Origin of the sequence: Enterobacter sp. 118C5 (assembly GCF_034107645.1) — a bacterium.
GTDB classification, from domain to species: domain Bacteria; phylum Pseudomonadota; class Gammaproteobacteria; order Enterobacterales; family Enterobacteriaceae; genus Enterobacter; species Enterobacter nematophilus.
This window is the reverse complement of record NZ_JAWNEU010000004.1, coordinates 212,248-238,802: the sequence shown is the minus strand read 5'-3', so window position 1 is coordinate 238,802 and position 26,555 is coordinate 212,248. Positions and strand designations below refer to the sequence as shown.

The 26,555-nt window shown below is 54.5% G+C and carries 26 protein-coding genes; 19 read left to right on the top strand and 7 right to left on the bottom strand.

Annotated features, from left to right (window positions below; all coding sequences use genetic code 11):
* Positions 1-6: 6 nt before the first annotated feature.
* Positions 7-2,436: an ATP-dependent helicase HrpB gene (gene hrpB / locus UTO39_RS10850; protein WP_320727156.1), complete on the bottom strand. Its 2,430-nt coding sequence runs from the start codon at positions 2,434-2,436 to the stop codon at positions 7-9.
* Between the two features lie 73 nt (positions 2,437-2,509).
* Here hrpB and thpR point away from each other — a divergent pair, with 73 nt between their 5' ends.
* The 16 genes from thpR (at position 2,510) to UTO39_RS10770 (ending at position 16,894) form a co-directional block, all read left to right on the top strand.
* On the top strand, positions 2,510-3,064 hold the full coding sequence (gene thpR, locus UTO39_RS10845; protein WP_061099187.1) for an RNA 2',3'-cyclic phosphodiesterase: 555 nt from the start codon (positions 2,510-2,512) through the stop codon (positions 3,062-3,064).
* A complete protein-coding gene (sfsA, locus tag UTO39_RS10840; RefSeq protein ID WP_045259482.1) occupies positions 3,054-3,758 on the top strand; it encodes a DNA/RNA nuclease SfsA in 705 nt (234 codons plus the stop codon). Before thpR ends, sfsA begins: the two co-directional genes overlap by 11 nt.
* A gap of 176 nt (positions 3,759-3,934) precedes the next feature.
* Positions 3,935-4,390 (top strand): RNA polymerase-binding protein DksA, encoded by a 456-nt coding sequence (dksA, locus tag UTO39_RS10835; RefSeq protein WP_013095632.1) that lies wholly within the window; start codon positions 3,935-3,937, stop codon positions 4,388-4,390.
* A gap of 59 nt (positions 4,391-4,449) precedes the next feature.
* Entirely contained in the window at positions 4,450-5,340 is an 891-nt protein-coding gene (gene gluQRS / locus UTO39_RS10830) for a tRNA glutamyl-Q(34) synthetase GluQRS (RefSeq protein WP_061099189.1), read from the top strand.
* A 42-nt stretch (positions 5,341-5,382) separates the two neighbouring features.
* Positions 5,383-6,780, top strand: coding sequence for a polynucleotide adenylyltransferase PcnB (pcnB, locus tag UTO39_RS10825; protein ID WP_320727175.1), 1,398 nt, complete (start codon positions 5,383-5,385; stop codon positions 6,778-6,780).
* On the top strand, positions 6,777-7,256 hold the full coding sequence (folK, locus tag UTO39_RS10820) for a 2-amino-4-hydroxy-6-hydroxymethyldihydropteridine diphosphokinase (RefSeq protein WP_320727155.1): 480 nt from the start codon (positions 6,777-6,779) through the stop codon (positions 7,254-7,256). The genes pcnB and folK overlap by 4 nt, the downstream gene beginning before the upstream one ends.
* Positions 7,257-7,379: 123 nt before the next feature.
* Positions 7,380-8,171 (top strand): 3-methyl-2-oxobutanoate hydroxymethyltransferase, encoded by a 792-nt coding sequence (panB, locus tag UTO39_RS10815; protein ID WP_061099192.1) that lies wholly within the window; start codon positions 7,380-7,382, stop codon positions 8,169-8,171.
* A gap of 11 nt (positions 8,172-8,182) precedes the next feature.
* A complete protein-coding gene (gene panC / locus UTO39_RS10810; RefSeq protein ID WP_061099193.1) occupies positions 8,183-9,034 on the top strand; it encodes a pantoate--beta-alanine ligase in 852 nt (283 codons plus the stop codon).
* A gap of 32 nt (positions 9,035-9,066) precedes the next feature.
* Positions 9,067-9,447: an aspartate 1-decarboxylase gene (panD, locus tag UTO39_RS10805; RefSeq protein ID WP_006810068.1), complete on the top strand. Its 381-nt coding sequence runs from the start codon at positions 9,067-9,069 to the stop codon at positions 9,445-9,447.
* A gap of 492 nt (positions 9,448-9,939) precedes the next feature.
* Complete coding sequence (locus tag UTO39_RS10800; protein WP_320727174.1) at positions 9,940-10,524, top strand: fimbrial protein; 585 nt, start codon at positions 9,940-9,942, stop codon at positions 10,522-10,524.
* Positions 10,525-10,583: 59 nt separating this feature from the next.
* Positions 10,584-11,312 carry a fimbrial chaperone gene (locus UTO39_RS10795; RefSeq protein ID WP_407065106.1) on the top strand — a complete coding sequence of 243 codons (729 nt, stop codon included), beginning with the start codon at positions 10,584-10,586 and terminating at the stop codon, positions 11,310-11,312.
* 47 nt (positions 11,313-11,359) lie between these two features.
* Positions 11,360-13,954, top strand: coding sequence for an outer membrane usher protein (locus UTO39_RS10790; RefSeq protein ID WP_320727153.1), 2,595 nt, complete (start codon positions 11,360-11,362; stop codon positions 13,952-13,954).
* A 26-nt stretch (positions 13,955-13,980) separates the two neighbouring features.
* Complete coding sequence (locus UTO39_RS10785; RefSeq protein ID WP_151413510.1) at positions 13,981-14,550, top strand: fimbrial protein; 570 nt, start codon at positions 13,981-13,983, stop codon at positions 14,548-14,550.
* 24 nt (positions 14,551-14,574) lie between these two features.
* The gene (locus UTO39_RS10780; RefSeq protein ID WP_407065107.1) at positions 14,575-15,129 is read left to right on the top strand and encodes a fimbrial protein; all 555 of its coding nucleotides are present in this window, start codon (positions 14,575-14,577) and stop codon (positions 15,127-15,129) included.
* A gap of 20 nt (positions 15,130-15,149) precedes the next feature.
* On the top strand, positions 15,150-15,755 hold the full coding sequence (locus UTO39_RS10775; protein ID WP_320727151.1) for a fimbrial-like protein: 606 nt from the start codon (positions 15,150-15,152) through the stop codon (positions 15,753-15,755).
* Between the two features lie 20 nt (positions 15,756-15,775).
* The gene (locus UTO39_RS10770) at positions 15,776-16,894 is read left to right on the top strand and encodes a fimbrial protein (protein WP_151413507.1); all 1,119 of its coding nucleotides are present in this window, start codon (positions 15,776-15,778) and stop codon (positions 16,892-16,894) included.
* 1 nt (position 16,895) lies between these two features.
* Here UTO39_RS10770 and UTO39_RS10765 read toward each other — a convergent pair whose 3' ends face one another.
* The 4 genes from UTO39_RS10765 to UTO39_RS10750 all read right to left on the bottom strand — a co-directional run bounded on the left by UTO39_RS10765 (position 16,896) and on the right by UTO39_RS10750 (position 20,445).
* A complete protein-coding gene (locus tag UTO39_RS10765) occupies positions 16,896-18,143 on the bottom strand; it encodes a polysaccharide deacetylase family protein (protein WP_320727150.1) in 1,248 nt (415 codons plus the stop codon).
* A 63-nt stretch (positions 18,144-18,206) separates the two neighbouring features.
* On the bottom strand, positions 18,207-18,647 hold the full coding sequence (locus UTO39_RS10760) for a PTS sugar transporter subunit IIA (protein ID WP_061099200.1): 441 nt from the start codon (positions 18,645-18,647) through the stop codon (positions 18,207-18,209).
* Positions 18,648-18,751: 104 nt separating this feature from the next.
* Positions 18,752-19,522, bottom strand: a complete 771-nt coding sequence (locus tag UTO39_RS10755) for an ABC transporter permease (protein ID WP_023334536.1) — start codon at positions 19,520-19,522, stop codon at positions 18,752-18,754.
* Entirely contained in the window at positions 19,519-20,445 is a 927-nt protein-coding gene (locus UTO39_RS10750) for an ABC transporter ATP-binding protein (protein WP_028015540.1), read from the bottom strand. Before UTO39_RS10750 ends, UTO39_RS10755 begins: the two co-directional genes overlap by 4 nt.
* Positions 20,446-20,552: 107 nt before the next feature.
* On the opposite strand from UTO39_RS10750, the gene can reads away from it, so the two are divergent.
* Positions 20,553-21,215 carry a carbonate dehydratase gene (gene can / locus UTO39_RS10745; RefSeq protein WP_014882586.1) on the top strand — a complete coding sequence of 221 codons (663 nt, stop codon included), beginning with the start codon at positions 20,553-20,555 and terminating at the stop codon, positions 21,213-21,215.
* A gap of 61 nt (positions 21,216-21,276) precedes the next feature.
* On the opposite strand, the gene hpt is transcribed toward can, so the two are convergent.
* Positions 21,277-21,813: a hypoxanthine phosphoribosyltransferase gene (gene hpt / locus UTO39_RS10740; RefSeq protein WP_032644976.1), complete on the bottom strand. Its 537-nt coding sequence runs from the start codon at positions 21,811-21,813 to the stop codon at positions 21,277-21,279.
* Positions 21,814-22,021: 208 nt separating this feature from the next.
* On the opposite strand from hpt, the gene UTO39_RS10735 reads away from it, so the two are divergent.
* A complete protein-coding gene (locus UTO39_RS10735; RefSeq protein ID WP_253540736.1) occupies positions 22,022-24,412 on the top strand; it encodes a glucose/quinate/shikimate family membrane-bound PQQ-dependent dehydrogenase in 2,391 nt (796 codons plus the stop codon).
* Positions 24,413-24,502: 90 nt separating this feature from the next.
* On the opposite strand, the gene cueO is transcribed toward UTO39_RS10735, so the two are convergent.
* Complete coding sequence (cueO, locus tag UTO39_RS10730) at positions 24,503-26,062, bottom strand: multicopper oxidase CueO (protein WP_061099204.1); 1,560 nt, start codon at positions 26,060-26,062, stop codon at positions 24,503-24,505.
* 145 nt (positions 26,063-26,207) lie between these two features.
* Between cueO and UTO39_RS10725 the strand changes: the two genes are divergently transcribed.
* The gene (locus UTO39_RS10725; protein WP_219288984.1) at positions 26,208-26,555 is read left to right on the top strand and encodes a YacC family pilotin-like protein; all 348 of its coding nucleotides are present in this window, start codon (positions 26,208-26,210) and stop codon (positions 26,553-26,555) included.

Genomic DNA, 26,555 nt, shown 5'->3' with positions numbered 1-26,555 from the left:
CCCCTTTCACGAATACTTCTTCGTGCGCCGCGTTGGCGCCGTATTCGCCGGATCGTCCGGCCAGACGTGTTTGGGGTAGCGCCCTTTCATCTCTTTCTGCACTTCACGGTAGCTTCCCGCCCAGAACGCCCCCAGATCGCGGGTGATCTGCAACGGGCGATGCGCAGGCGAGAGCAGCTCAAGCACCAACGGCACCCGCCCTTCCGCAATAGACGGCGTGGTTGCCTCACCAAACATCTCCTGCATCCGAACCGCCAGCGCCGGAGGATTATCCTCATGATAACGAATGGCAATCCGGCTCCCGGTGGGCACAGTGTAATGCCCAGGAAGCTCACTATCCAGACGTTGACGTAATGACCAGTCCAGTAAATTCTGTAACGCGGTCTTAACATCAAGCGCCTTAAGGGCCCGCAGAGAGTGCACGCCGCTCATTTGTGGCAGTAACCAGTGCTCCAGCGTGGCCAGCAGCGTCTCATCATCCACCGCTGGCCAGCTATATTCCGGTAGCCACTTCGCGGCGCAGTGCAGACGAATGCGATACTGTTCGGCTTCCGGCGTCCAGTTCAGCACGCCCAGCCCTTTTTCCCGAATGCCGTTCAGCATTGCCTGGTGTAACTCTTCTTCCGACGGCTTCGCCAGCGGTTTCGTCCCGAGGATCAGTTTGCCAATCTGGCTACGCCGAAACGCCTTTAGCGTCCCCTGGGCCTCATCCCATTCCACGATGTCCGATTGCTGGAGCAGGTGCGGGCAGGTACGCGTCAGGGCATCTATGTCCGCGGCAATCGCCTGTAAGATACGGGCATCAGGAGACTGGCTGCCCTGCAGCAGGAGCGGCGCGATCAGCCATTCATGCCGCGTCAGGGCATCATCGCTGTCCAGCATCGCCCCCATGCCGTTTGCCAGCTGGTAGCGACCATCCAGCCCGCGGCGGCGCGCAATCCTGTCCGGGAAGGCCAGCGCCAGCAGGGAGGCAATCTTATCGCCGTCGGGTGAACCGCCCCGGCAGTTCAGGCGTTTGCACAGCTGCTGCGCCCGCTGCTGCCAGTTTCCCTGATTGCGCGAAAACGCCTGCCCCAGATCGCTGCTGCCTCCACGCGGCGGCTCCTCAAGAATAGCCGCCAGTTTCGCCGCCGTGGCAATTTCATCTTCGCCCTGCGCGACAACCAGCATCGCCGCCAGACGCGGATCGTTGCCCAGCGCCGCCATTTTCTGACCGCGCGCCGTCAGACGTTCACCTTCCAGCGCGCCAAGCTGGGTTAGCAGGCTGCGCGCGGCGGCGAGATTCACGACAGGCGGCGGATTAAGCCAGGTGAGCTGTTCAGGGTTCGGGCAGCCCCACTGCAGGAGATCCATCACCAGCCCGGAGAGATCGCTTTGTAAAATCTCAGGCGTGCTTTGCTGTGCCGCGCGTTCAGCCTGCTCCGCGCTGGTCAAATGCAGGCAAATTCCCGGCTCAAGACGCCCCGCACGGCCCGCGCGCTGCACCATTGACGCCTGGCTGACGCGCTGCGTCAGCAGTTTCGTCAGCCCGGTGCGCGGATCAAAGCTCGCCACCCTCTCCTGCGCGCTATCCACCACCAGGCGAATGCCTTCGATGGTCAAACTGGTTTCGGCAATGTTGGTTGCCAGCACCACTTTACGCTGCCCCGCCGGGGCGGGAAGGATGGCTTTACGCTGCTCGGTCAACGGCAGGGCGCCATAGAGCGGGCAAAGCAGTACGTCACTGCCCACCCTGGAGGCCAGCTGCTCCTGCACGCGCTGAATCTCCCCCACGCCGGGCAAAAACAGCAGCAGCGAACCGGGCTCCTGGCGAAGAAGGTCAGCAGTGGCAACAGCCACCGCTTCGTCAAAGCGCTGATGAGCAGGAAGCGACTGATAGCGCCGCTCAACAGGAAATGCCCGCCCTTCTGAGCTGATGACCGGCGCATCGGGTAATACCTGTCGTAGCCGCTCGTTATCCAGCGTCGCCGACATAATCAGCAGCCGCAGATCGTCGCGCAGCCCCTGCTGAACGTCGAGCAACAGCGCGAGGGCCAGATCGGCCTGCAGGCTGCGCTCGTGGAATTCATCCAGAATCACCAGCCCGACGCCGGTCAGCTCCGGGTCGTTTTGCAGCATGCGGGTGAGAATGCCCTCGGTGACCACCTCAAGACGCGTGGACGGGCCGACGCAGGTTTCGGCGCGCATCCGGTAGCCTACCGTTTCGCCCGGTTTTTCATTCAGCAGTTCTGCCAGGCGCTGCGCTACGTTGCGCGCGGCCAGCCTGCGCGGCTCCAGCAGGATGATTTTTCCGGCAATCTTCCCCTCTTTGAGGATCTGCAACGGCAGCCAGGTAGATTTACCCGCCCCCGTAGGCGCGTTAAGCAAAACCTGCGGGGCATGTTGTAAGGCAGCGAGAAGCTCAGGAAGGACGACGGCGACCGGCAATGAGGACACTAACAGCTCCAGAGGGTTAACATTAGTCGGCGTACATTGTAGCATCGGCGCATATCATTACCGAGTCCCCCGTATGTCTGAGTCGAAACGGCTGTTTTTTGCCATTGAATTGCCCACCACCCTACAGCGGCAAATCGTTCGCTGGCGCGCGGAACATTTTCCGCCGGAAGCGGGCCGGCCCGTTGCGGCGGCTAACCTGCACCTGACGCTGGCCTTTTTGGGTGACGTGAGCGCCGAAAAACAGCGGGCATTAGCCGCCATGGCCGGGCGAATTTCTCAGCCACCGTTCACGCTGCATCTCGACGACGCGGGTCAGTGGCTGCGTTCGCGCGTGGTCTGGCTGGGCACGCGCCAGCCGCCGCGCGGGTTGTTACAGCTCGCCAATATGCTGCGCGCGCAGGCAGCGCGCAGCGGCTGTTACCAGAGCCCGCAGCCGTTTCATCCGCACATCACGTTGCTGCGCGATGCCGGTCAGGCCGTTGCCATTCCGCCGCCGGGTTTTCACTGGGCTTTTCCGGTTAATGAATTCGCGCTTTATGAATCCGTCTTTGCACAGGGACGCACCCGCTACAAGCCGCTACAGCGCTGGACGCTGGGCGACACCACAAGGAATTCTGATGAAGTTTAGTCCTGCACTCCAGTCCGCCACGCTGATCCAACGCTACAAACGCTTCCTCGCGGACGTGGTGACGCCGGAAGGCGAAGAGCTTACCCTGCACTGCCCCAACACCGGCGCCATGACCGGATGCGCCGCGCCGGGTGACACGGTCTGGTATTCCACTTCAGAAAATACTAAACGCAAATATCCCCATACCTGGGAAATAACCGAAACGCAAAACGGGGCGTTTATTTGTGTTAATACCCTGCGTGCAAATCAGCTGGTTAAGGAAGCGCTGACTAATGGCGCCATTCCCGAACTGGTGGGTTACGGTACGCATAAAACAGAAGTGAAATATGGCGATGAAGGCAGCAGAATTGACTTCATGTTACAGGCGGAAGACCGGCCTGAGTGCTATATTGAAGTAAAATCAGTGACGTTAGCGGAACAGGAAAATGGCTTCTTTCCGGATGCGGTAACGCTACGCGGGCAGAAGCATCTGCGAGAGCTAATGAGTGTTGCGGCGGCGGGCAAACGCGCCGTATTGCTGTTTGCGGTGTTGCATACAGCGATTGAACGGTTTTCCCCTGCCCGCCATATCGATCCTAAATACGCACAACTGTTGAATGAGGCACAAAAGCAGGGGGTAGAGGTTTTAGCTTATAAAGCGGAACTTTCTGCCGATAATATGACTCTGAGATCGTCTCTTCCCATTGTCTTATAAGGGATTAGACGATTGATGAATAAGTGTTCTGGCCGCGTGCGCAAATACGCTTTTCCTCACAGGCTTGTCAAGTGTTACGTTTAGATAATTGCCATACGGAAAAGCATCTGCTATTTATAGCGACCTGATTTTTCCCCCAACACGGGGATCGATAGTGCGTGTTAAGGAGAAGCAACATGCAAGAAGGGCAAAACCGTAAAACATCGTCCCTGAGTATTCTCGCCATCGCTGGGGTGGAGCCGTATCAAGAGAAGCCGGGCGAAGAGTATATGAACGAAGCCCAGCTGTCGCACTTCAAGCGTATTCTTGAAGCATGGCGTAATCAACTCAGGGATGAAGTGGATCGCACCGTTTCGCATATGCAGGATGAAGCTGCTAACTTCCCGGATCCGGTAGACCGTGCCGCTCAGGAAGAAGAGTTCAGCCTCGAACTGCGTAACCGTGACCGCGAACGCAAACTGATCAAAAAGATCGAGAAAACGCTGAAAAAAGTCGAAGACGAAGATTTTGGCTACTGCGAATCCTGCGGTGTTGAAATCGGTATTCGTCGCCTGGAAGCGCGTCCAACCGCCGATCTGTGCATCGACTGTAAAACGCTGGCCGAAATCCGCGAAAAACAGATGGCCGGCTAACGCCAGCGCTGTTAATACACTCCAAAGGCGGGAGTCTCTCCCGCCTTGTTACTGTTGATATGTCTGAATCACACTATATTGGGCGCTTCGCGCCATCTCCTTCCGGTGAATTACACTTCGGCTCATTAATTGCCGCGCTCGGCAGCTACCTGCAGGCTCGCGCCAGTCAGGGCAAATGGCTCGTCCGCATCGAAGATATTGACCCTCCGCGTGAAGTTCCCGGTGCTGCAGACACCATTCTGCGTCAGCTGGAACATTACGGTCTTCACTGGGACGGCGACGTTCTGTGGCAGTCACAGCGTCATGAAGCCTATCGGGAACGCCTGGCCTGGCTCAGCGCTCAGGGGCTCTCTTATAACTGCACCTGCACCCGCGCGCGTATTCAGGGCGTGGGAGGGGTTTATGATGGTCACTGCCGCACGCTGAATCTTCCCCCGGAAAATGCCGCCGTACGCTTGCTACAGCGTGCGCCAGTCACCCGCTTCCACGATCGGCTCTCCGGTGAGATTCAGGCGGAAGAACGTCTGGCATGTGAAGATTTTATTATTCATCGTCGTGATGGTCTGTTTGCGTATAACCTGGCGGTGGTCGTCGACGATCGTTTCCAGGGCGTCACGGAAATTGTGCGCGGGGCGGACCTGGTCGAGCCGACCGTACGGCAAATCTCGCTTTATCATCAGTTTGGCTGGACGGCACCGGATTACATTCATCTGCCGCTGGCGGTCAATGCGCAGGGCGTTAAGCTCTCCAAGCAAAACCACGCCCCTGCCCTGCCAGACGGCGATCCGCGTCCTGTTTTGATCGACGCGCTGCGATTTCTCAACCAGAATGTAACCAACGAATGGCAGGATCTGCGCATTGACGAACTGCTGAAAATGGCCGTTGCCAACTGGACGCTCGCGGCAGTGCCAAAAATCCAGCATTCTCAAATGCGTTGCGCTGAGCTATGATTAGCCGCTTTTTTCATAACAAAACACACTACGAGGTGTACCATTTTTACCCGAGTCGCTAATTTTTGCCGTAAAGTGCTAAGCCGCGAAGAGAGCATGGCGAACGACGCTATTGCACAGCCACACATGTCGGTTATTCCGCGTGAGCAGCACAATATTTCCCGCAAAGATATCAGTGAAAATGCCCTCAAGGTGCTCTATCGTCTGAATAAAGCGGGCTACGAGGCCTATCTCGTTGGCGGTGGGGTGCGTGATTTACTGCTGGGCAAAAAACCGAAAGATTTCGACGTGACGACCAGCGCCACGCCCGAGCAGGTGCGTAAATTATTCCGTAACTGTCGTCTCGTTGGCCGCCGTTTCCGTCTGGCTCACGTGATGTTTGGGCCGGAAATCATCGAAGTGGCGACCTTCCGCGGCCACCACGAAGCGGGCGCATCCGATCGCACCACGTCACAGCGCGGCCAGAACGGCATGCTGCTGCGCGACAATATCTTCGGCTCTATCGAAGAAGATGCCCAACGCCGCGACTTCACCATCAACAGCCTTTATTACAGCGTGGCGGATTTCACCGTGCGCGATTACGTCGGCGGCATGCAGGACCTGAAAGAGGGTCTGATCCGCCTGATCGGCACGCCGGAAACGCGCTATCGCGAAGATCCGGTGCGCATGCTGCGCGCCGTGCGTTTTGCCGCCAAGCTGAACATGCGCATCAGCCCGGAAACCGCAGAGCCGATCCCACGTCTGGCGACGCTGATTAACGACGTGCCGCCTGCCCGCCTGTTTGAAGAGGCGCTGAAGCTTTTGCAGGCCGGCTACGGGTTTGAAACCTACAATCTGCTGCGCGAATACAACCTGTTCCAGCCGCTGTTCCCGACCATTACCCGCTACTTCACCGAAAATGGTGACAGCCCAATGGAGCGCATGATTGCGCAGGTGCTGAAAAATACCGACAACCGCATCCATAACGATATGCGCGTGAACCCGGCGTTCCTGTTTGCGGCAATGTTCTGGTATCCGCTGCTGGAAACGGCTCAGAGAATCACTCAGGAGAGCGGCCTCGCCTATTACGATGCCTTCGCGCTGGCCGCAAACGACGTGCTGGACGAAGGGTGCCGCACGCTGGCAATCCCGAAACGTATTACCACGCTGGTGCGCGACATCTGGCAGCTTCAGCTGCGCATGTCCCGCCGCCAGGGCAAACGTGCCTGGAAGCTGATGGAGCATCCAAAGTTCCGCGCCGCCTTCGACCTGCTGTCGCTGCGTGCGGAAACTGAACGCAATCAGGAGCTGCAGCGCCTGGCGCAGTGGTGGGCTGAATTCCAGGTTTCCGCCCCGCCGGAGCAAAAAGATATGCTGACCGGGCTGGATGAAGAGCCAGCCCCGCGTCGCCGTCATCGTCGTCCGCGCAAACGCGCGCCGCGTCGTGAAGGTACGGCATGACACTCGCGTATATCGCCATCGGCAGTAATTTAGCCTCTCCGCTGGAGCAGGTTAACGCTGCCGTACAGGCGCTGGACGAGATCCCGCAAAGCCGGATCGTGGCGGTCTCCTCGTTTTACCGCACGCCGCCGCTCGGCCCGCAGGATCAGCCTGATTATCTGAACGCCGCCGTGGTGCTGGAAACATCCCTCGATGCCGAAACGCTGCTGGACAACACTCAGCGCATTGAAATGCAGCAGGGTCGCGTGCGCAAAGCCGAACGCTGGGGGCCGCGGACGCTCGACCTCGATATTATGCTGTTCGGTCACGAGGTGATTAACACTGAACGCCTCACCGTACCGCATTACGACATGAAAAACCGCGGCTTTATGCTCTGGCCGCTCTTTGAAGTGGCGCCCGAACTCACCTTCCCGGAAGGCATCCCGCTCAAGGCCGTTCTGGACAACCTCGGCGCGGAAAGACCCGCTCGCTGGTGAGCCTCTTCCCTCACCGGTTGACCTCAGAATAATTGTGGTTAATCGGTTGCCTAAAATCATTGTTCCCTCGAATGTTACTGTTAGAATGCGCAAAGATTCGCTTTTGGGCTATCAGGAAACAGTATGAAACCAACCACCATCTCCTTACTGCAGAAATGCAAACAGGAAAAAAAACGCTTCGCCACCATCACCGCGTATGACTACAGCTTCGCAAAACTGTTTGCTGAAGAGGGTATCAACGTCATGCTGGTCGGAGATTCGTTAGGGATGACGGTACAAGGACATGATTCCACCCTGCCGGTCACGGTCGAAGATATTGCATATCACACCCGTGCGGTACGCCGCGGTGCGCCGACCTGCCTTCTGCTTTCCGACCTGCCGTTTATGGCCTACGCCACGCCAGAGCAGGCATTTGAAAACGCGGCGGCGGTGATGCGCGCGGGCGCTAACATGGTCAAAATTGAGGGTGGCGCCTGGCTGGTGGAGACGGTGAAAATGCTCACCGAACGCGCCGTGCCGGTGTGCGGTCATTTGGGCCTGACCCCGCAGTCCGTCAACATCTTTGGCGGGTATAAGGTGCAGGGCCGCGGCGACGCAGCGCAGACGCTGTTTGAGGATGCCCTGGCGCTGGAAGCCGCCGGCGCACAGCTGCTGGTGCTGGAGTGCGTGCCGGTTGAGCTGGCGAAACGCATCACCGACGCGCTCTCCATTCCGGTGATTGGTATTGGCGCCGGCAATGTCACTGACGGTCAGATTCTGGTGATGCACGACGCCTTTGGTATTACCGGCGGGCATATCCCGAAATTTGCCAAAAATTTCCTCACTGAAGCGGGCGACATGCGCGCTGCGGTCAGGCAGTATATTGCCGACGTTGAATCCGGTGTTTACCCGGGTGAAGAACACAGTTTCCATTAAGGAGTCTCGTTGTGCTAATCATTGAAACCCTGCCGCTGCTTCGCCAGCATATTCGTCGCGCGCGTCAGGAAGGTAAACGTATCGCACTGGTCCCGACCATGGGTAACCTGCATGACGGCCATATGAAGCTGGTGGACGAAGCAAAAGCCCGCGCAGATATCGTGGTGGTCAGTATCTTCGTTAACCCAATGCAGTTTGACCGCGCCGACGATCTGGCGCGCTATCCGCGCACCCTGCAGGAAGATTGCGAGAAGCTTAAAAAGCGCCACGCAGACATCGTCTTCTCACCGGCCCCGGCGGATATCTACCCGCAGGGCACCGACGAAGCGACGTACGTTGATGTCCCCGGCATTTCTACCATGCTGGAAGGAGCAAGCCGTCCGGGCCACTTCCGCGGCGTCTCCACCATCGTCAGCAAGCTGTTTAACCTGGTGCAGCCGGACGTTGCCTGCTTCGGTGAGAAAGATTTCCAGCAGCTGGCGTTGATTCGCAAGATGGTTGCTGACATGGGTTACGATATTGAGATCGTCGGCGTACCGATTGTGCGTGCGAAAGACGGTCTGGCGCTCAGCTCGCGCAACGGCTACCTGACCGCTGACCAGCGCAAGATCGCGCCGGGCTTAAGCAAGGTCATGAACGCCATGGCGGAACAGCTGCTGGCGAAAGAGCTGGCGGCAGAAGAGATCGTCTCCCTTGCAGAGCAGGCGCTGAACGACAAAGGCTTCCGCGCTGACGATATTCAAATCCGCGACGCTGATACCCTGCTTGAACTGACGCAGACCAGCAAACGCGCGGTGATTCTGGTGGCGGCATGGCTCGGCCAGGCACGCCTTATCGACAATAAAGTGGTTGAGCTGGCGTAGTTCTTCACCCTGGATAATTAAAGGTAAACGTAATGATTCGCAAAATGCTGCAAGGTAAGCTTCACCGTGTGAAAGTCACCCAGGCCGACCTGCACTATGAAGGCTCCTGCGCCATTGACCAGGATTTCCTCGACGCGGCGGGTATTCTTGAAAACGAAGCGATTGATATCTGGAACGTGAACAACGGCAAACGCTTCTCTACCTACGCCATCGCCGCCGAGCGCGGGTCCAAAATCATCTCCGTTAACGGTGCGGCGGCGCACTGCGCTGACGTGGGTGATATCGTGATCATCGCCAGCTTCGTGATGATGTCTGACGAAGAAGCGCGTCGCTGGCAGCCAAAAGTGGCCTATTTTGAAGGCGACAACGACATGAAGCGCACTGCGAAGGCGATTCCAGTTCAGGTTGCCTGAATCTCTATAGGGCTGGATAATTTATTCAGCCCAACAATTCACATGAATTATATCCCTCCCACATTAATTTAACTTACATTCAGAAACATATCTCTATTAATCATTCGCTTCCCGTATTAAACAACCCCTTACCTTGCTTTTTTCCAACGTGAATCATATCCTCACCAAATACATCAGAATAAAATACGCATAAAAATTCATGAGCAAATATCGTTTCACTCACAATTATTTTTTGCGTAATGTTTACTAACAAAACCACACTTCATTCAGACAAATCGAACATCGCACTAAATTACTAGCTGATATTAAAGAGATTTTCCGCAAGACTAATTACCTTCAACATCATCAAAAATAACTTCAGTTAAACTACAAAATCATTCAAGCACTTCTTAATATATTTTCCATAAAAACAATATTATATTCACCTCGCTTTATCTCTAAGCGCGAAAATTTAGGCTTTTTTCTAATAACGAATAAATGGATGTTAAAGATATGTTTAAGAAAACTATTCTGGCTACTGCTGTAGCTGTAATGGCAATGGGTTCTGTATCAGTAATGGCTGCGGATGTTGGCCTAATTACCTTTGATGGCGCAGTAACGGATACCACCTGCGTTGTTACGACCAATAACGGCGTAGAAGCAAACAACGTTACCGTTACCCTGCCAGTTGTAAAAGTATCTGATGTTGAAGGCACCACTGTTGATAAAGGTGTTGGTTCTAAAGAGTTCGAACTTCACCTGAGCGAGTGCCCGGATACCCTGACCAAAGCGACGGCGACCTTCTCCTCTCAGCAGTTCGCTGAACTGACCAACGGTACTCTGAAAGCTGACCCAACTGTAGCGGGTCACGCTGACAACGTTAGCCTGGCGCTCTATAACAACACTTCTGCAAGCTCCGATCGCGTTCTGATCGGTCAGCCAGGTAACGACACTCAGGAAGCTACTCTGACTGCTGGCGAAGGCACCCTGGCTTACCGCGTTGCTTACGTTCCAAGCGCAGACTGGGCAAAAGGCACCAATGATGTTTCTTCTGGTAAGGTCAGCAGCAACGTTACCTTCACCATGAGCTACAAATAATCAATTGATTAATTAATACATGCGCTCACGGATGAGGTGGGCGCATATTTTGTTTAAGGATGAATATTATGCGCCCGTTAAAAAAAACTCTTGCTGCTCTGTTATTGAGCACCACTTGCTGTTTTTCTTATTCCGCGTTAGCGGATATCGTTATTTCTGGCACTCGGGTTATTTACCCTGAGACCGCAAAAGATGTGACGGTAAAAATGGAAAACAGGGGTAACAAACCCCTGCTGGTACAGACCTGGCTTGATGATGGCCGTGACGAAGTTAACCCGCAAGAATTAAAACTTCCTTTTATTGTAACACCACCTGTTTCACGCGTTGACGCGGCAAAAGGTCAGACGGTTCGTATTACCTGGCTGGGCCAACCTATGCCGAAAGACAGAGAATCCCTTTACTGGTTCAACGTGCTTGAAATTCCACCAAAAGCGAAAGGCGGTGATGCGCAAAACTTATTGCAGCTGGCATTCCGTACCCGCATAAAAATGTTCTTCCGTCCTAAAGGTCTGACCGGAGATGCCTCTATTGCTGCTGGCCAGCTGAAATGGACACAAAGTAATGCGTCGTTAATTGCCCGTAATGATTCGCCTTATTACGTGTCATTAGCGAAATTAGAGGCCACCGTCGGCGGTAAAAAAATTAATATTGAACCTCATTATATTGCGCCATTTGACAGCCAGACCTATCAGGTAAAAGAAGCTGCAAGCGCACGTATTTCCAAAGTCATGTACAACACAATCAATGACTTTGGTGGTTCAGAGCCGCATGAAGCGCAAATAAATTAAATAAATAACAGCAACCAACTTTCGCAGCTAACGGACTAGTGATAGCAATGTTTCTTCGCCCATCTTTTCTTTGCCTTGCCATTTGCGCAGCCTTGCAAACATCGGCCCTGGCTGCCGATGCTTCAGCTTCAACCTCTTCTAATGAAGAGGTTGAATTCAACGATCAGTTTCTGTTTAACACAGGGACGAATATCGACGTAAGCCGCTTTTCTCGCGGGAACCCCGTGGTGCCTGGCACCTTTAAAACGCAGATATTGCTTAACGGCCAGAAGAAACTGTTGACGGAGTTTACCTTTAAAGAAAACGGTACAACACGTGCCACACCTTGCTTTACGCCTAAAATTTTGCTGCAAGTTGGCATCAAAGCTGAGCCTTTAAAAGACGCCCTTAGCAAAGAAGAAGATGGCCATGAAATCTGCGTATCACTCAATGACCAACTGTCTGGTTCTTCATGGGACTTCGATGCGAGCACGCAGGAGCTGAGCCTTAGCGTGCCTCAGATTTATGTTGAGCGCCACCCGGGTGGTTATGTTGATCCTTCTCTTTGGGAGGATGGTATCACCGCGGGCATACTTTCTTATGATCTTAACGCGTGGCATTCAGATAGTGCCTACGGTTCAGAAGATACTGCCTATGCGGGCCTGAAGTATGGGCTGAATATGGGGCCGTGGCGTTTACGCTCTCGCGGCACCCTCAACTGGTCTGAGGATGAAGGCACTGACTATAGCAGCCAGGAAGCCTACCTTCAGCGTGATGTTACTGCTCTGCGCGCTCAGCTGTTGTTAGGGGATTCCTATACCCGTGGCGACACATTTAACGCCATCAACCTGCGTGGTGTGCGTATGTACAACGACGACCGTATGCTGCCAGGCGGTGTCTCGACCTATGCCCCAACCATCCGCGGCGTTGCAAAAACTAACGCAAAAGTGACCATATCCCAAAATGGCAACAAGATTTATGAAAGCACCGTACCGCCTGGCGCATTTGAGATCGACGACCTCAGCACCACCGGTTACGGCAGCGATCTGATCGTCACTATCGAAGAGTCTGATGGTAGCCAGCGTAATTTCTCTGTGCCTTACTCTTCGGTGAGCCAAATGCTGCGCCCCGGCTATGGACGTTGGGACATTGGCGCTGGCGAGCTTAATGACAATGGTCTGAAAGACAAACCACGCGTTGCTTATCTTACTGGCTATTATGGCCTGAGCAATACCTTCACCGGCTACGCCGGGATGCAGTATATGGACACAGATTATTTATCTGGCCTGCTGGGTATTGCCATGAACACGGGAATAGGTGCGTTTGCACTTGACGTCACCCATTCTGATGCCGATGTAGACGGAGTGGGAAGACTGACCGGGCAAAGTTATCGTCTTTCCTGGAGTAAGTTACTGAGTGATACCAACACCTCATTCAACGTCGCGGCCTATCGCTTCTCGACGGAAGATTACCTGACGCTGAACGACGCAGCCTCTCTTTCAGAGGATATTAAATACCGGGATACCTCACGTAACCCAGATCACACGAGTGAAGACGTCTATAACCGTTTCCAGCGTATGAAAAACCAGGTTCAGGTTAACGTAAGTCAGCCGCTTACCGTCGGTAAGGATGATTACGGCTCTCTGTACGTTAACGGAAGCTGGCAGGATTACTGGACGGAGTCGAGCTCAACATCACAGTATTCCATGGGCTACAACAACTCGTTCTGGCTAGGTAGTTACAGTATCTCACTGCAGCGAAGCTATGACGAATACGGCGAGAAGGATGACAGCCTTTATTTAAGCCTGAACATCCCGCTGGAGAATCTGCTGGGTAATAACAAACACCCGGGCGGCTTCTCAAGCGTCAATATGAGCGTGAACTCTGACTTTAAAGACAGCACGACATTCAATACCAGTGCAAACGGCAACTCAGAAGACTATCGCTTTAACTACAGCGTGAACGCCAGCACTAACCACTCTGACAGCGGAGACCTGAATCAAATTGGCGGTTACGGCAGCTACAACAGCCAGTATGGGCCGTTGAGCCTTTCAGCATCAGCGAGCGATGACAACAGTCGCCAGTATTCATTGAGCTACAGCGGCGGCATGCTGGTCCACTCCGGCGGCATTACGCTTGCGCCAGGCAGTATTGGCGATACGGATACGTTGGCGCTGGTAAACGCACCGGGCGCCAAGGGCGCGCATCTTAGCATTGGTGATGGCGTCATCGGTAGTTCTGGCTATGCCATCATGCCTTATCTCACCGCATACCGTGAAAACACGGTGGGTATTGATATTTCAGAAATGGACGCGGACGTTGAAGTCAAAAGTACCAGTACGGTGGCTGTGCCTCGTAGCGGGGCCATTCTTCGCGTCGATTTTGAGACCGATCAGGGTCGTTCACTGCTGCTCGAACTGCATCGTTCAGATAATAGCTTTATTCCACTCGGAGCAGATGTGCTTAACGAAAAAGGTGAATCTGTCGGCTCCGTCGGTCAGGCGGGTCAGGCCTATGTCCGTGGTGTAGAGGAGAGCGGTAAATTGCGTGTGGTTTGGGGGAGTGAGGCAGGCAGCTCATGCACCGTTAATTATCACATTACGCCATCCGCTCAGAAAGTCGGGCTGACCACGCTGCTTAACAATCAAACATGCCAAATGTAATTTTTTTTATACAGGGAGTTATTTTAATGAAGAAAGTTTTATCACTCGCACCGCTCAGCGCATTGCTGATCATGACATTGCAGTCGCCAGCGCAGGCTGTCGATCTTGACGTCAGCTTCACAGCCTCACTGCGTGAAACCACCTGTGACATGAAAATCGAAGGGGGTACGGGTAATGGCACCAACAATACCATTCCAATCGGTACGGGCGGGAAAACCAACCTGGGTGATATTATGAGTGGCTCAGATGCTGCCAGCACCCAGTTCAAGCTGAAAATTACTGAGTGCCCGAGCAGCCTTGCTGCGCTAAAAACGACGATCACCGGCACTGCATCGGGTTATGTCGATACCGTCATAGTCAACGCCGCAACTTCTTCTGCATCAGATTATCTGGGCGTCAGTATCGCCCGTGTCTCCGCACCGGATGCGCCTTTTGTAATCAACTCGACTGACGATACAAAACGTCTGGTCTGGACAACCTCAGAAATTAGCGGCAAAGAGGTTCCTCTTATTGCTCGTCTGGTCGAAACCCAGACAGGGAAAGCAACAGCGGGTAATTTTAGCGCCACGGCAACTTTTAACTTTGTCTACGAATAAGCGGAAGGAAACGCACTAATGAAAATGACATCCTCCACATTGATTGCTCTGGCTGTTTCTGCCGGCATGTTTACCAGCGCGGCCAGCGCCATTACCGGCACCACAAGCGTATCAGGAACGTTTACCTCAACGGTAGAAGTTGGCACATGTACGGCGCAGGTACAAAACGCTGCCGGCACCGCGATCAGCACGCTGGCTTTTGGCGACGTGTATAAATCTGACCTGACGGCGCAAAGTCGCAGTGAACCTTTCAAAATTGCCTTTAGCGGCTGCGCTGGCGTTAAATCTGCTTCAGTAGAGACAACAAAAGGTACGGGCGGTAACTGTTCGGGCGATGCAAAAGATGGCGACTCTTTCGATGCAGGTAATGCAGCGGCATTTGAGGTCTGGAAAGGAACAGCAGGCAGCGGCACGCTCTTAAGCTGTAAAACAACCACGAAGCAAAACGTCACCATCAGCAGTGGCACAGGAACGATGGACTTAGCTGCCCGTATTGTCATTGCGAAAGGAAAGACCATCAGCAATGTCACGACAGGTAACGTCAGTGCACCAGTCACCTTTGTTGTAACTTATCAGTAAGTAAAGTAGACGGGGCAGCCATGTTGCGAAATATAAAAAATAATAGCCTGAAAAGATTCACTCTCTTGGCAGGGCTACTCAGTTGGCATTGGTCTGCCCCATGCCTGGCAGAAGAACCAGGCATGGATATTACGCTTAATGCCAACATTATTGAAAACACATGTCAGGTATCCATTTCCGGTGACGGTAAAGTGCATTTACCGACGGTGGGAAAATCATGGTTTTATAATTCAGACGGCAGCACACGACTGCAACCAACGGATGCTGCATCAGGCACCGAGTTTAAGGTAAAAGTGAAAGAGTGCGCGGGTGGTGCTGAAGCCATCACAAAGCTTATTTTTAGCTTTCAGCCGCAAAGTAAAATTTGGCCAACGGGATCTCACCAGGTCTTTATTAACGAGACCAGCGTGGCTGAAGGCGGTGCGGATAACACGGGCGTGGTCATTTTTTCAAAAGCATTGAATACCAACGTCTTAAATTCGGATGGAACCTCCAGCGTTGCGCTTGATACCAATACCGATGACTGGGCAAAAGAATACCCATTCTACGCGCGCCTGCAAAATACCGGTACGGTCACGGCAGGTAAAGTCACAAGCAGAGTTATCGTTAACGCAACCTATAAATAGAGTAGAAAAGGAAATTACTCATGAATAAAAAGGGATATCAGCATGGCCACGTCATTATAAAGATGATGACGGCACTCCTATTTTTGACTTACGCCAGTGCTTCTCTGGCAAGTGAATGTCACTTTGGCGCTTATGGCGAAGGCGGTTCGTCGACCATTATCAACGGTTCCTCAGGTACGCCGGTCTATTTCAACACGTTCGCAGGATATGTAGGCATGATGGAGATTGGTGAGGTGTATGACGCCTCCCTCACGCCTGCACTTTGGTCCGAATGCGATCCCGGTGACGATGGCGACACGATGGAAAACATCACCTACGATAATAAAGGTGCTGATAACGATACCGCTGTGTGGCCGACGAATATAACGGGAATTTATTATGCGGTGCGGGTCTACAGCGATAATAACCCCGGAGCCTGGTTCTCACCCACCCTTGGAAGATGGGAATCGCTGGGCGTTCATGCGCCGAATGTAAGCCATAACTGGAAAATTCAGATTAAGCTCTACCAGAACAACGGTGAGTTTACGGGCAACATGAATGGCGCAACGAAAATTACCCCTAAAGCCTCTGCACGCATTGGGGGGATGTCAATCGGTAACCATACCGACACTAACAACAAGCCCTGGTATTTCGATGTCACCACGTCGAGTTTCAGTATTCCGGTATCAGCCTCCACCTGTAAGGTCGCAACCGTTAACAACGGCACAAATAACGTCGACTTCGGCGAAGCGATGTTCTCTTCTATCAGGACAGGTTTTTTCCCATCCAAGGCTTTCAACCTACAACTTCAGGGCTGTAATAACGTTGGTGCCGTTAAGCTCAAAGTGAGCGCTGCCGTTACAGGCAGTGATAAAAGTCAGCTTGGAAATACACTGACTTCCAATGCAGCTAAAGGACTTCAAATATCACTTTGGGCACGGTTTACAACAGAGCCAACTTCGGGACTGGTGGTTAACGACGGTGCCTATGCATACACATCGCTTGAGGGATTCCGTGACGATTCAGATAATTGGTACCAGGTAGGTACGAACTCATCGGTAAATTTACCATTTATGGCTGATATGGGCAGAAACTATAACGAACCACTTACAGCCGGTAATTATAAAGGCGTTGCGACCTTCTCGATAAATTACTACTAACCTACCCCTGCGGCTGATTGCTGATCAGCCGCGACATGGTCTCCAGCGAATCCGTTCTTAAAATATACAGGCGTTTCAGTAAGAACGGATTATCCCCCGGCTTCACCTTCCCTTTCACCGTCGTCACCGCCAGATGAAAACCGGCATCGTTCGCCGCCTTGATCGCTTTATTGTCATAGCCGCCGAACGGATACGAAAGATACAGCACGCGCGGGTTGAACTGCGCCAGCGCGCGGCGGGAACGCTCAAAATCAAACAGGATCACGTGATAGCTGCGGCTCAGTAAGATCGGATGTTTATACCCGTCCACGCGGTGCAGGAAGTGAGTGTGCGACTGAATGTCGAACACGTCCTGAATGCCTTTGATTTCCTGAACGCTCATAAACTGCAGCGATTTCGGGTCCCACTTTTGCGGATGGCCTTTTATTCGTGACGAAATGATAAACGCCGTCGCGTTGAAGCCGTACTCTTTCAACACAGGATACGCGTACCGGCTCACCGACTTCAGGCCGTCGTCAAAGGTAATCACCACAGCCTTCGCGGGCAGGTTCATCCTGTTACGCACGTAACCTTCCAGCTGGTACATCGTCAGCGTGGTGTAACCCTGGTCTCGAAGCCAGGTCATCTGGTTGCTGAACGCGCGCACGCTGGTGGTGGTAGAGGTATGACGAAAACGGGTGTTCTCCTCATCGCGCAGGATATGGTGGTAGGTCAGAACCGGAATGCCGTTATCTTCCTGCGCATCCAGGCTGCTGATCCACGCCAGGCGGTTGCCGATGCGGATCTGATACCAGGTCTGATTCAGACGGTCTTTAAGTTTGTTCAGAATGGGATAACGCAGGTTGGCGCTAAGGGTGCCAAAGGGCGCGCTTCCGCTGCTGGGCGCGTTATAGACGGGCGTATCTTTCCAGGTGATGAGGTTCTGGTTACTGAGCGGCTTGTTCAGATCGCCCAGGCTGTCCTCAACGCGCTGCTTGCCCTGCACTTTCTCCAGATGCTCTTTATCGATAAATCCCGTGCTGAATCCGAAGCGAAATTCATAATAATCCGCCGCGGCGGGAAAGACCGCGAGGATCTGCCCGGCGCGGATATTGCCCACGTTAACCACGGAGTTCCCCACCTGAGCCCAGATGGCCGCATCCTCAGTGGTTTGCATATATTGAGCAGGAAGCCCTTGCTGACTTATCAGGCTGGCAGACGCCCCGCCGGAAACCAGCAGCAAAAGGAGAAAGATAACGCGCATGAACATAGGATATAAATCGACACGGGAAATCAGTCGCTATTGTAGCAAAAGCGACATCAATACCAATGTTTAATGCTTATACAGATCGTGAAGCAGAACGAAAGGCGGGTTCTTCTGCTGCTGATGCCACAGGCTGCTCACTTCCGGCGATCCCTGCGCCACAATGGTATTTCGAAATTCAGCACTGCTTAATGAGGCGCGAAAAGGATACAGGGTTTCGAGTAAAGGCAGGCTGATACCGGAGATCACTTCACAATTATTATGCTTGTGGCTCAGCAGCGCCGCGGCCCGGTAAGGCGCAGCACCGGATTTATCGGTAAGAAAAATCACGCCATCACCGGTGTCCGTTTCATGCAGGGCATCGCACATCATCCGGCTGAGCATGTTGGTGCTGAGCCCACGCCAATAGTTTACCGCCCGGCATTGCGCTAGCGGTCCAAATTTGGCTTCAAGCGTGTCCAGCATATCCTGCGCCTGTTCATCGTGGCAGGTGATAACCCATCCCAGCATAACTCTCTCCTTAGCAGGCAAGTAGTTTAGCGGAGTGAAGGTTTGCTTACGGTGATAACCGTCAAAGAAAGTGCCCGGCAACCAGAGCGTCGCCGGGCAGAGGGTTAGCTACGCAGACCGCGCCCGCGCTGGATCAGGTACCAGCACAGCAGGTAGAAGGCGATGATAAACACCACCAGCACCGCTACCGTGGTAAACAGCGGAACATCGGTAATGCCAAGGAAGCCAAAGCGGAAGCCGCTGATCATGTAGACAATCGGGTTCAGGTGCGACAGCGCCTGCCAGAACGGCGGCAGCAGCGTCAGGGAGTAGAACACCCCGCCAAGATAGGTCAGCGGCGTCAGCACGAAGGTCGGGATCAGGCTGATGTCGTCAAACGTCTTGGCGAACACCGCATTCAGCAGACCGGCCAGCGAGAACAGAATTGCCGTCAGCAGCAGTGTCAGCGCCACGAACAGCCACGAGTGAACCTGGAACGGGACGAAGAACAATGAAATCGCCGTGACCAGGATCCCCACGCACAGACCGCGCGCCACGCCGCCGCCCACGTAACCGGCGATAATGACGTGCGTCGGCACCGGCGCCACCAGCAGCTCTTCAATGTTGCGCTGGAACTTAGCGCTGAAGAACGACGAGGCTACGTTCGCGTAGGCGTTGGTGATCACCGCCATCATGATCAGGCCCGGCACGATAAACTGCATATAGGTAAAACCGTGCATCTCACCAATGCGGGAACCGATCAGGTTACCGAAGATGATGAAATAGAGCGTCATGGTGATGACCGGCGGTACCAGGGTTTGCACCCAGATACGCATAAAGCGGTTAATCTCTTTCGCCCAGATACTTTTCAGCGCGACCCAGTAAAGATGCGTCATGCCTTGTCTCCTTGTTTATCCTGCACCAGAGAGACAAACAGCTCTTCCAGTCGGTTCGCTTTGTTACGCATGCTTAAAACCTGAATCCCCTGCGCGCTCAGTTGGGAGAACACGCTGTTGATCCCCTGCTCGCGCAGCACTTCCACTTCCAGCGTCGAGGTATCCACCAGGCGATACTGGTACCCTTCAAGCTTCGGCAGCGGGCTTTTTGCCGCCAGATCGAGAATAAAGGTTTCGGATTTCAGCTTGGAGAGCAGATCCTTCATCGAGGTGTTTTCCACCAGCTCGCCGTGCTGAATGATGCCGATGTTGCGGCACAGCATTTCCGCCTCTTCAAGGTAGTGGGTGGTCAAAATGATGGTGGTGCCTTTGTCGTTGAGATCCTTCAGGAAGCCCCACATGGAACGACGCAGTTCGATATCCACGCCCGCGGTCGGTTCATCGAGGATCAGCAGCTTCGGCTCATGCATCAGCGCGCGGGCAATCATCAGGCGGCGCTTCATCCCACCGGACAACATGCGCGCACGCTCATTACGCTTTTCCCACAGGTCGAGCTGTTTCAGGTACTTTTCGCTGCGCTCCAGCGCCTCTTTACGCTCAACGCCGTAATACCCCGCCTGGTTCACGACGATCTGCTGCACCGTTTCAAACGGGTTGAAGTTGAACTCCTGCGGTACCAGCCCCAGCTGGCGCTTGGCATTCACCACATCTTTTTGCAGATCGTATCCGAACACGCTGACGCGGCCGGAGGTTTTGTTCACCAGCGAGCTGATGATCCCGATGGTGGTGGATTTCCCCGCCCCGTTCGGCCCCAGAAGCGCGTAAAAATCCCCGGCCTCTACTTTTAGATCTATCCCGCGTAGCGCCTGAACGCCACCCGGATAGGTTTTTTTAAGCTGCTCAAGCTCCAGTGCAATTGCCATGAATTTAACTTACCTTCAGTTCTTACACACGTTGTGTGGTTTCATTAAAAGTCGGGTTACCCTATAGTAGCGCAACGCAATTACTCGGTTACAGGTCGCTAACCTCCATGAACGACATAGATACACTCATTAGCAACAATGCACTATGGTCAAAAATGCTGGTGGAGGAAGACCCCGGATTTTTTGGAAAACTCGCACAAGCCCAGAACCCGCGCTTTCTCTGGATTGGCTGTTCAGACAGCCGCGTACCTGCCGAGCGCCTGACCGGCCTTGAGCCAGGCGAACTGTTTGTTCACCGCAACGTCGCCAACCTGGTAATTCATACCGATCTCAACTGCCTTTCCGTGGTTCAGTATGCCGTTGACGTTCTGGAAGTCGAGCACATCATTATTTGCGGCCACTACGGCTGCGGCGGCGTGCAGGCGGCGGTTGAAAACCCGGAGCTGGGATTAATTGATAACTGGCTTCTGCACATTCGCGATATCTGGTTCAAACATAGTTCACTGCTCGGCGAAATGCCGCAGGAGAGACGCATGGACACCCTGTGCGAGCTCAACGTGATGGAGCAGGTATATAACCTTGGGCATTCGACCATCATGCAGTCGGCGTGGAAGCGCGGGCAGAAGGTGTCAATTCACGGCTGGGCGTACGGTATTCACGATGGCCTGCTGCGCAATCTGGAAGTCACCGCCACCAACCGCGAAACGCTGGAGCAGCGTTACCGTTCGGGGATTGCCAACCTCAAGCTTAAGCATGTGAACCATAAATAAAACCGGGGGTTTTCACCCTCTCCCCGTGGGAGAGGGCTGGGGTGAGGGCATCAGCCCGCAATTACTCGTCCAGCAATACCACTTTCCCAACATACGGCAGATGACGATAGCGCTGCGCGTAATCAATGCCGTAGCCCACCACGAACTCGTCCGGGATGGAGAAGCCCACGAACTCCACCGGTACCTGCACTTCACGACGCTCCGGTTTATCCAGCAGCGTACAAATCGCCAGCGACTTCGGCTCGCGCAGGCTCAGGATCTCGCGCACTTTTGAAAGGGTGTTGCCGGAGTCGATGATGTCCTCAACGATCAACACATCTTTGCCACGAATATCTTCATCCAGATCTTTCAGGATTTTCACATCACGGGTTGTGGACATGCCGCTGCCGTAGCTGGAGGCGGTCATAAAATCGACCTCGTGTGGCACCTGCACTTCACGGCACAGGTCCGCCATGAACATGAAAGAGCCACGCAGCAGACCGACCAGCACCATTTCGCTGCCGCTGTCCTTGTAATGTTCGGTGATTTGACGACCCAGTTCGGCGATACGCGCTTTGATCTCGGCTTCCGGGATCATCACTTCAACAGTATGTTTCATATTGCTAACCATATGATTTTAATGAAAATCTATCAATGCGAATGAATTAATTCCAGGCATTGATACGCAAGCCCGCCATTATACCAGTAAATGGATAACCGGGGCGTATGAGTTATAAAAAGCAAATATTGTGATTCCGATCACACTTGTTAATACCTATAATTAGTTGCTAGCAAATTATTAACAAAAACTGACGAGTACACTTTCTATGGCTGAAACAAACTCTAAACAGCCGCGTCTACTGGTGACACTAACAGCGCTATTCGCCGCCTTCTGCGGCCTGTACCTGTTAATCGGTGGCGTCTGGCTGGTCGCGATCGGCGGCTCCTGGTACTACCCGATTGCGGGCCTGGTTATGCTTGGCGTAACCGTCCTGCTCTGGCGTAGAAAACAATCCGCACTGTGGCTGTATGCCGCGCTGCTCCTCGCCACGATGATCTGGGGCGTCTGGGAAGTCGGTTTCGACTTCTGGGCCCTGACCCCGCGCAGCGACATCCTGGTCTTCTTCGGTATCTGGCTGATCCTGCCGTTTGTCTGGCGTCGCCTGATTGTCCCTTCCAGCGGTGCCGTTGCGGCGCTGGTGGTAGCGCTGTTAATCAGCGGCGGCATTCTCACCTGGGCCGGCTTTAACGACCCGCAGGAGATCAACGGTACGCTGAACGCGGAATCCACGCCTGCGGCGGCTATCTCGCAGGTGGCGGACGGTGACTGGCCGGCCTATGGCCGTAACCAGGAAGGTCAACGTTACTCCCCACTGAAGCAGATCAACGCGGACAACGTGAAAAACCTGAAGGAAGCCTGGGTATTCCGTACCGGCGACCTGAAAATGCCGAACGATCCTGGCGAGCTGACCAACGAAGTGACCCCGATTAAAGTGGGCAACATGCTCTACCTGTGTACGGCGCACCAGCGTCTGTTCGCGCTCGACGCGGCCACCGGTAAAGAGAAATGGCACTTTGATCCACAGCTGAACTCCAATCCGTCCTTCCAGCATGTCACCTGCCGTGGCGTCTCTTACCACGAAGCGCGTGCCGATAATGCCAGCCCGGAAGTCATTGCCGACTGTCCTCGCCGCATTATGCTGCCGGTGAACGATGGCCGTCTGTTCGCCATCAACGCCGAAACGGGCAAGCTGTGCGAAACCTTCGCCAACAAAGGTATCCTGAACCTGCAGACCAACATGCCGGACACCACGCCGGGTCTGTATGAGCCAACCTCGCCGCCAATCATCACCGATAAAACCATCGTGATTGCCGGTTCGGTAACGGATAACTTCTCCACGCGTGAAACCTCCGGCGTCATCCGCGGTTTTGACGTGAACACCGGTAAACTGCTGTGGGCCTTCGACCCGGGCGCGAAAGATCCAAACGCGATCCCATCGGACGAGCACACCTTTACCTTCAACTCGCCAAACTCCTGGGCGCCTGCCGCGTATGACGCGAAGCTGGACCTGGTCTATCTGCCAATGGGCGTATCCACGCCGGATATCTGGGGCGGTAACCGCACGCCGGAGCAGGAACGCTATGCGAGCGCTATCCTGGCACTGAACGCCACCACCGGTAAGCTGGCGTGGAGCTACCAGACCGTTCACCACGATCTGTGGGATATGGATATGCCGTCCCAGCCGACGCTGGCGGACATTACCGTTAACGGCAAAACCGTACCGGTCATTTACGCTCCGGCCAAGACTGGCAACATCTTCGTACTGGATCGCAGCAACGGTAAACTGGTTGTGCCTGCCCCGGAAAAACCGGTTCCGCAGGGTGCGGCTAAAGGCGATTACGTCAGCAAAACCCAGCCGTTCTCTGACCTGAGCTTCCGTCCGAAGAAAGACCTCAGCGGTGCTGACATGTGGGGTGCCACCATGTTTGACCAGCTGGTGTGCCGCGTGATGTTCCATCAGCTGCGCTATGAAGGCATTTTTACGCCGCCGTCTGAGCAAGGCACGCTGGTCTTCCCGGGCAACCTGGGGATGTTCGAGTGGGGCGGTATCTCCGTCGACCCTAACCGTCAGGTGGCGATTGCCAACCCAATGGCGCTGCCGTTCGTTTCCCGTCTGATCCCTCGCGGTCCGGGTAACCCGATGGAGCAGCCGAAAGACGCGAAAGGAAGCGGTACCGAAGCCGGTATCCAGCCGCAGTATGGCGTACCGTTTGGCGTGACCCTGAACCCGTTCCTGTCTCCGTTTGGTCTGCCGTGTAAACAGCCGGCCTGGGGTTACATCTCCGGTCTGGATCTGAAAACCAACCAGATCGTCTGGAAAAAACGTATTGGTACACCACAGGACAGCATGCCGTTCCCGATGCCGGTTCCGGTGCCGTTCAATATGGGTATGCCAATGCTGGGCGGCCCTATCTCCACCGCCGGTAACGTGCTGTTCATCGCGGCGACCGCAGATAACTACCTGCGCGCGTACAACATGACCAACGGTGAGAAACTGTGGCAAGGCCGTCTGCCGGCCGGTGGACAGGCAACGCCGATGACCTATGAAGTGAATGGCAAGCAGTACGTTGTCATCTCTGCGGGTGGTCACGGCTCGTTTGGCACGAAGATGGGCGACTATATTGTCGCGTATGCGTTGCCGGACGACGCAAAATAAAAGCAAAACGGCAACTTCGGTTGCCGTTTTTGTGTTTGTTCCCTCTCCCCGTGGGAGAGGGTTAGGGTGAGGGCATCAGGCCGAGCTGCTTTATACCGTGAACCCCAGCATCATCCCCGTATCTTCATGCTCCAGCAGATGACAGTGCGCCATATAGGCAAACTCTTTAGGCGCTTCGTGGTCAAACTTCACCAGCACCTCGCTGACGCCGCCTTCCACCCTCACCGTATCTTTCCAGCCCGCGCGATGTGCGTCCGGCGCTTTACCGTTTTCAGAGAGAATGCGGAACTGCGTGCCGTGGATGTGGAACGGGTGCAGCATCATGTCGCCTTCGCCGGAAATCACCCAGCGCTCAAACTGCCCCTTCGTGGCGGCAAACATCGGCGTGTTCATATCGAACGCTTTGCCGTTGATCTTGTTGGCGTTGTGGAAATCGAACCCGTGACCGCCGTGATCCATACCGCCCATTTTACCGTGGTCCATATTCATATGGCCCATCATCTGGCCGTGGTGCATCCCCGCCATCGCCTGATTGCCGTACTTCTTCATCAGCGCCTGCATGCCCATCATATCGAGCATCGGATCCATGGAGAGCTGAAGCTTGCGTTGCGTAAGCCCCTCCAGCGACGGGAGGGCAGGCAGCGCGGCTAAGGTGTCCGGCAGCGTACCGGATGCCGTGACCTGTAGCGGCTGAATGCGCAGCACCGGATGCGGTTTATCAAACGGCGCCACGGCCATCCCCATCTGGCTGACCGGCAGGGTCACCAGGTCAAACGGCTTGCCGTCGCTGATGTCTACCAGCACTTCGAAGCGTTCGCCCATCAGCATCGGCAGCTCGCTCACCTTCACCGGCTCCGGCAGAAGGCCGCCGTCGCTTGCGACCACATACAGCGGCCGTTTGTCGCTGGCGGCAAAATTCAGCGAACGCGCGTTACAGCCGTTAAGCAGGCGCAGGCGCAGCCAGCCCTTCGGGGCGGCATGCTGCGGGTAGATCGCGCCGTTGGCCAGCAGCGTATCGCCAAACCAGCCGACCGCCGCGCTCATCACGTCCAGCTGGTAGTCAATCTGCCCGTCCGCGCTAAATTTTTTGTCCTGCACAATCACCGGCACGTCGTCGATGCCCCACTGTTTCGGCAGGCGCAGCAGGCGGCTTTCATCGTCTTCAATCAGCACCAGCCCCGCCAGCCCCATCGCTACCTGATGGCCCGTTTTACCATGCTGATGCGGGTGGAACCAGCAGGTCGCTGCACGCTGGTCAGGGGTAAAGGTGACGCTGCGCGTACCACCCGCTTTGATGATGCCCTGCGGTCCGCCGTCCACCTCGCCCGGCACTTCCAGCCCGTGCCAGTGCAGCGTCGTCTCCTCCGCAAGCGTATTGTGGATATCCACCGTTACCGCCTTCCCTTTGCGTAGCTGCAACGCCGGGCCGAGCAGATTGCCGTTGTAGCCCCAGGTTGTGGCACTGTGCCCGCCGAAGGCGGTTTTACCGGACTGAACAACGAGCTGAATACGGCTACGGGCGTCTGCGGTCAGTAAGTCAGGGATGGGTAAGGCAGGCCTTTCAGCCGCAAAAACCGCGCGGCTCCAGAGTGGTAATGCGCTGGCAGCCCCCAGCACAGCGGAATACTTTAAAAAATCACGACGTTGCATGTTCATTTCCTTATTTCCAGCAGGCGATCTTTTGAGCATAAACCCTCCCCTTACCGGAAGGTCAAGTAAAGCGGCAATAATAAAGATCGTCGCACTGGCATCAAGTGTGCTAACGTTAATTTTCCGTGAAGAAGTGGTAGAAGCAATGAAGACGTTTTTCAGGACAATTTTGTTCGGAAGCCTGATGGCAATATGTGCGAACAGCTATGCGCTCAGTGAAAATGAAGCGGAAGATATGGCCGATTTAACGGCGGTTTTTGTATTCCTGAAAAATGATTGTGGCTACCAGAATTTACCCAACGGGCAAATTCGCCGCGCGCTGGTCTTTTTCGCCCAGCAGAACCAGTGGGATCTCAGCAACTACGACAGCTTTGACATGAAGGCGCTCGGTGAAGACAGCTACCGCGACTTGAGCGGTATTGGCATTCCCACGGCTAAAAAATGCAAAGCGCTGGCCCGCGATTCGCTCAGCCTGCTCGCCTACGTGAAATAA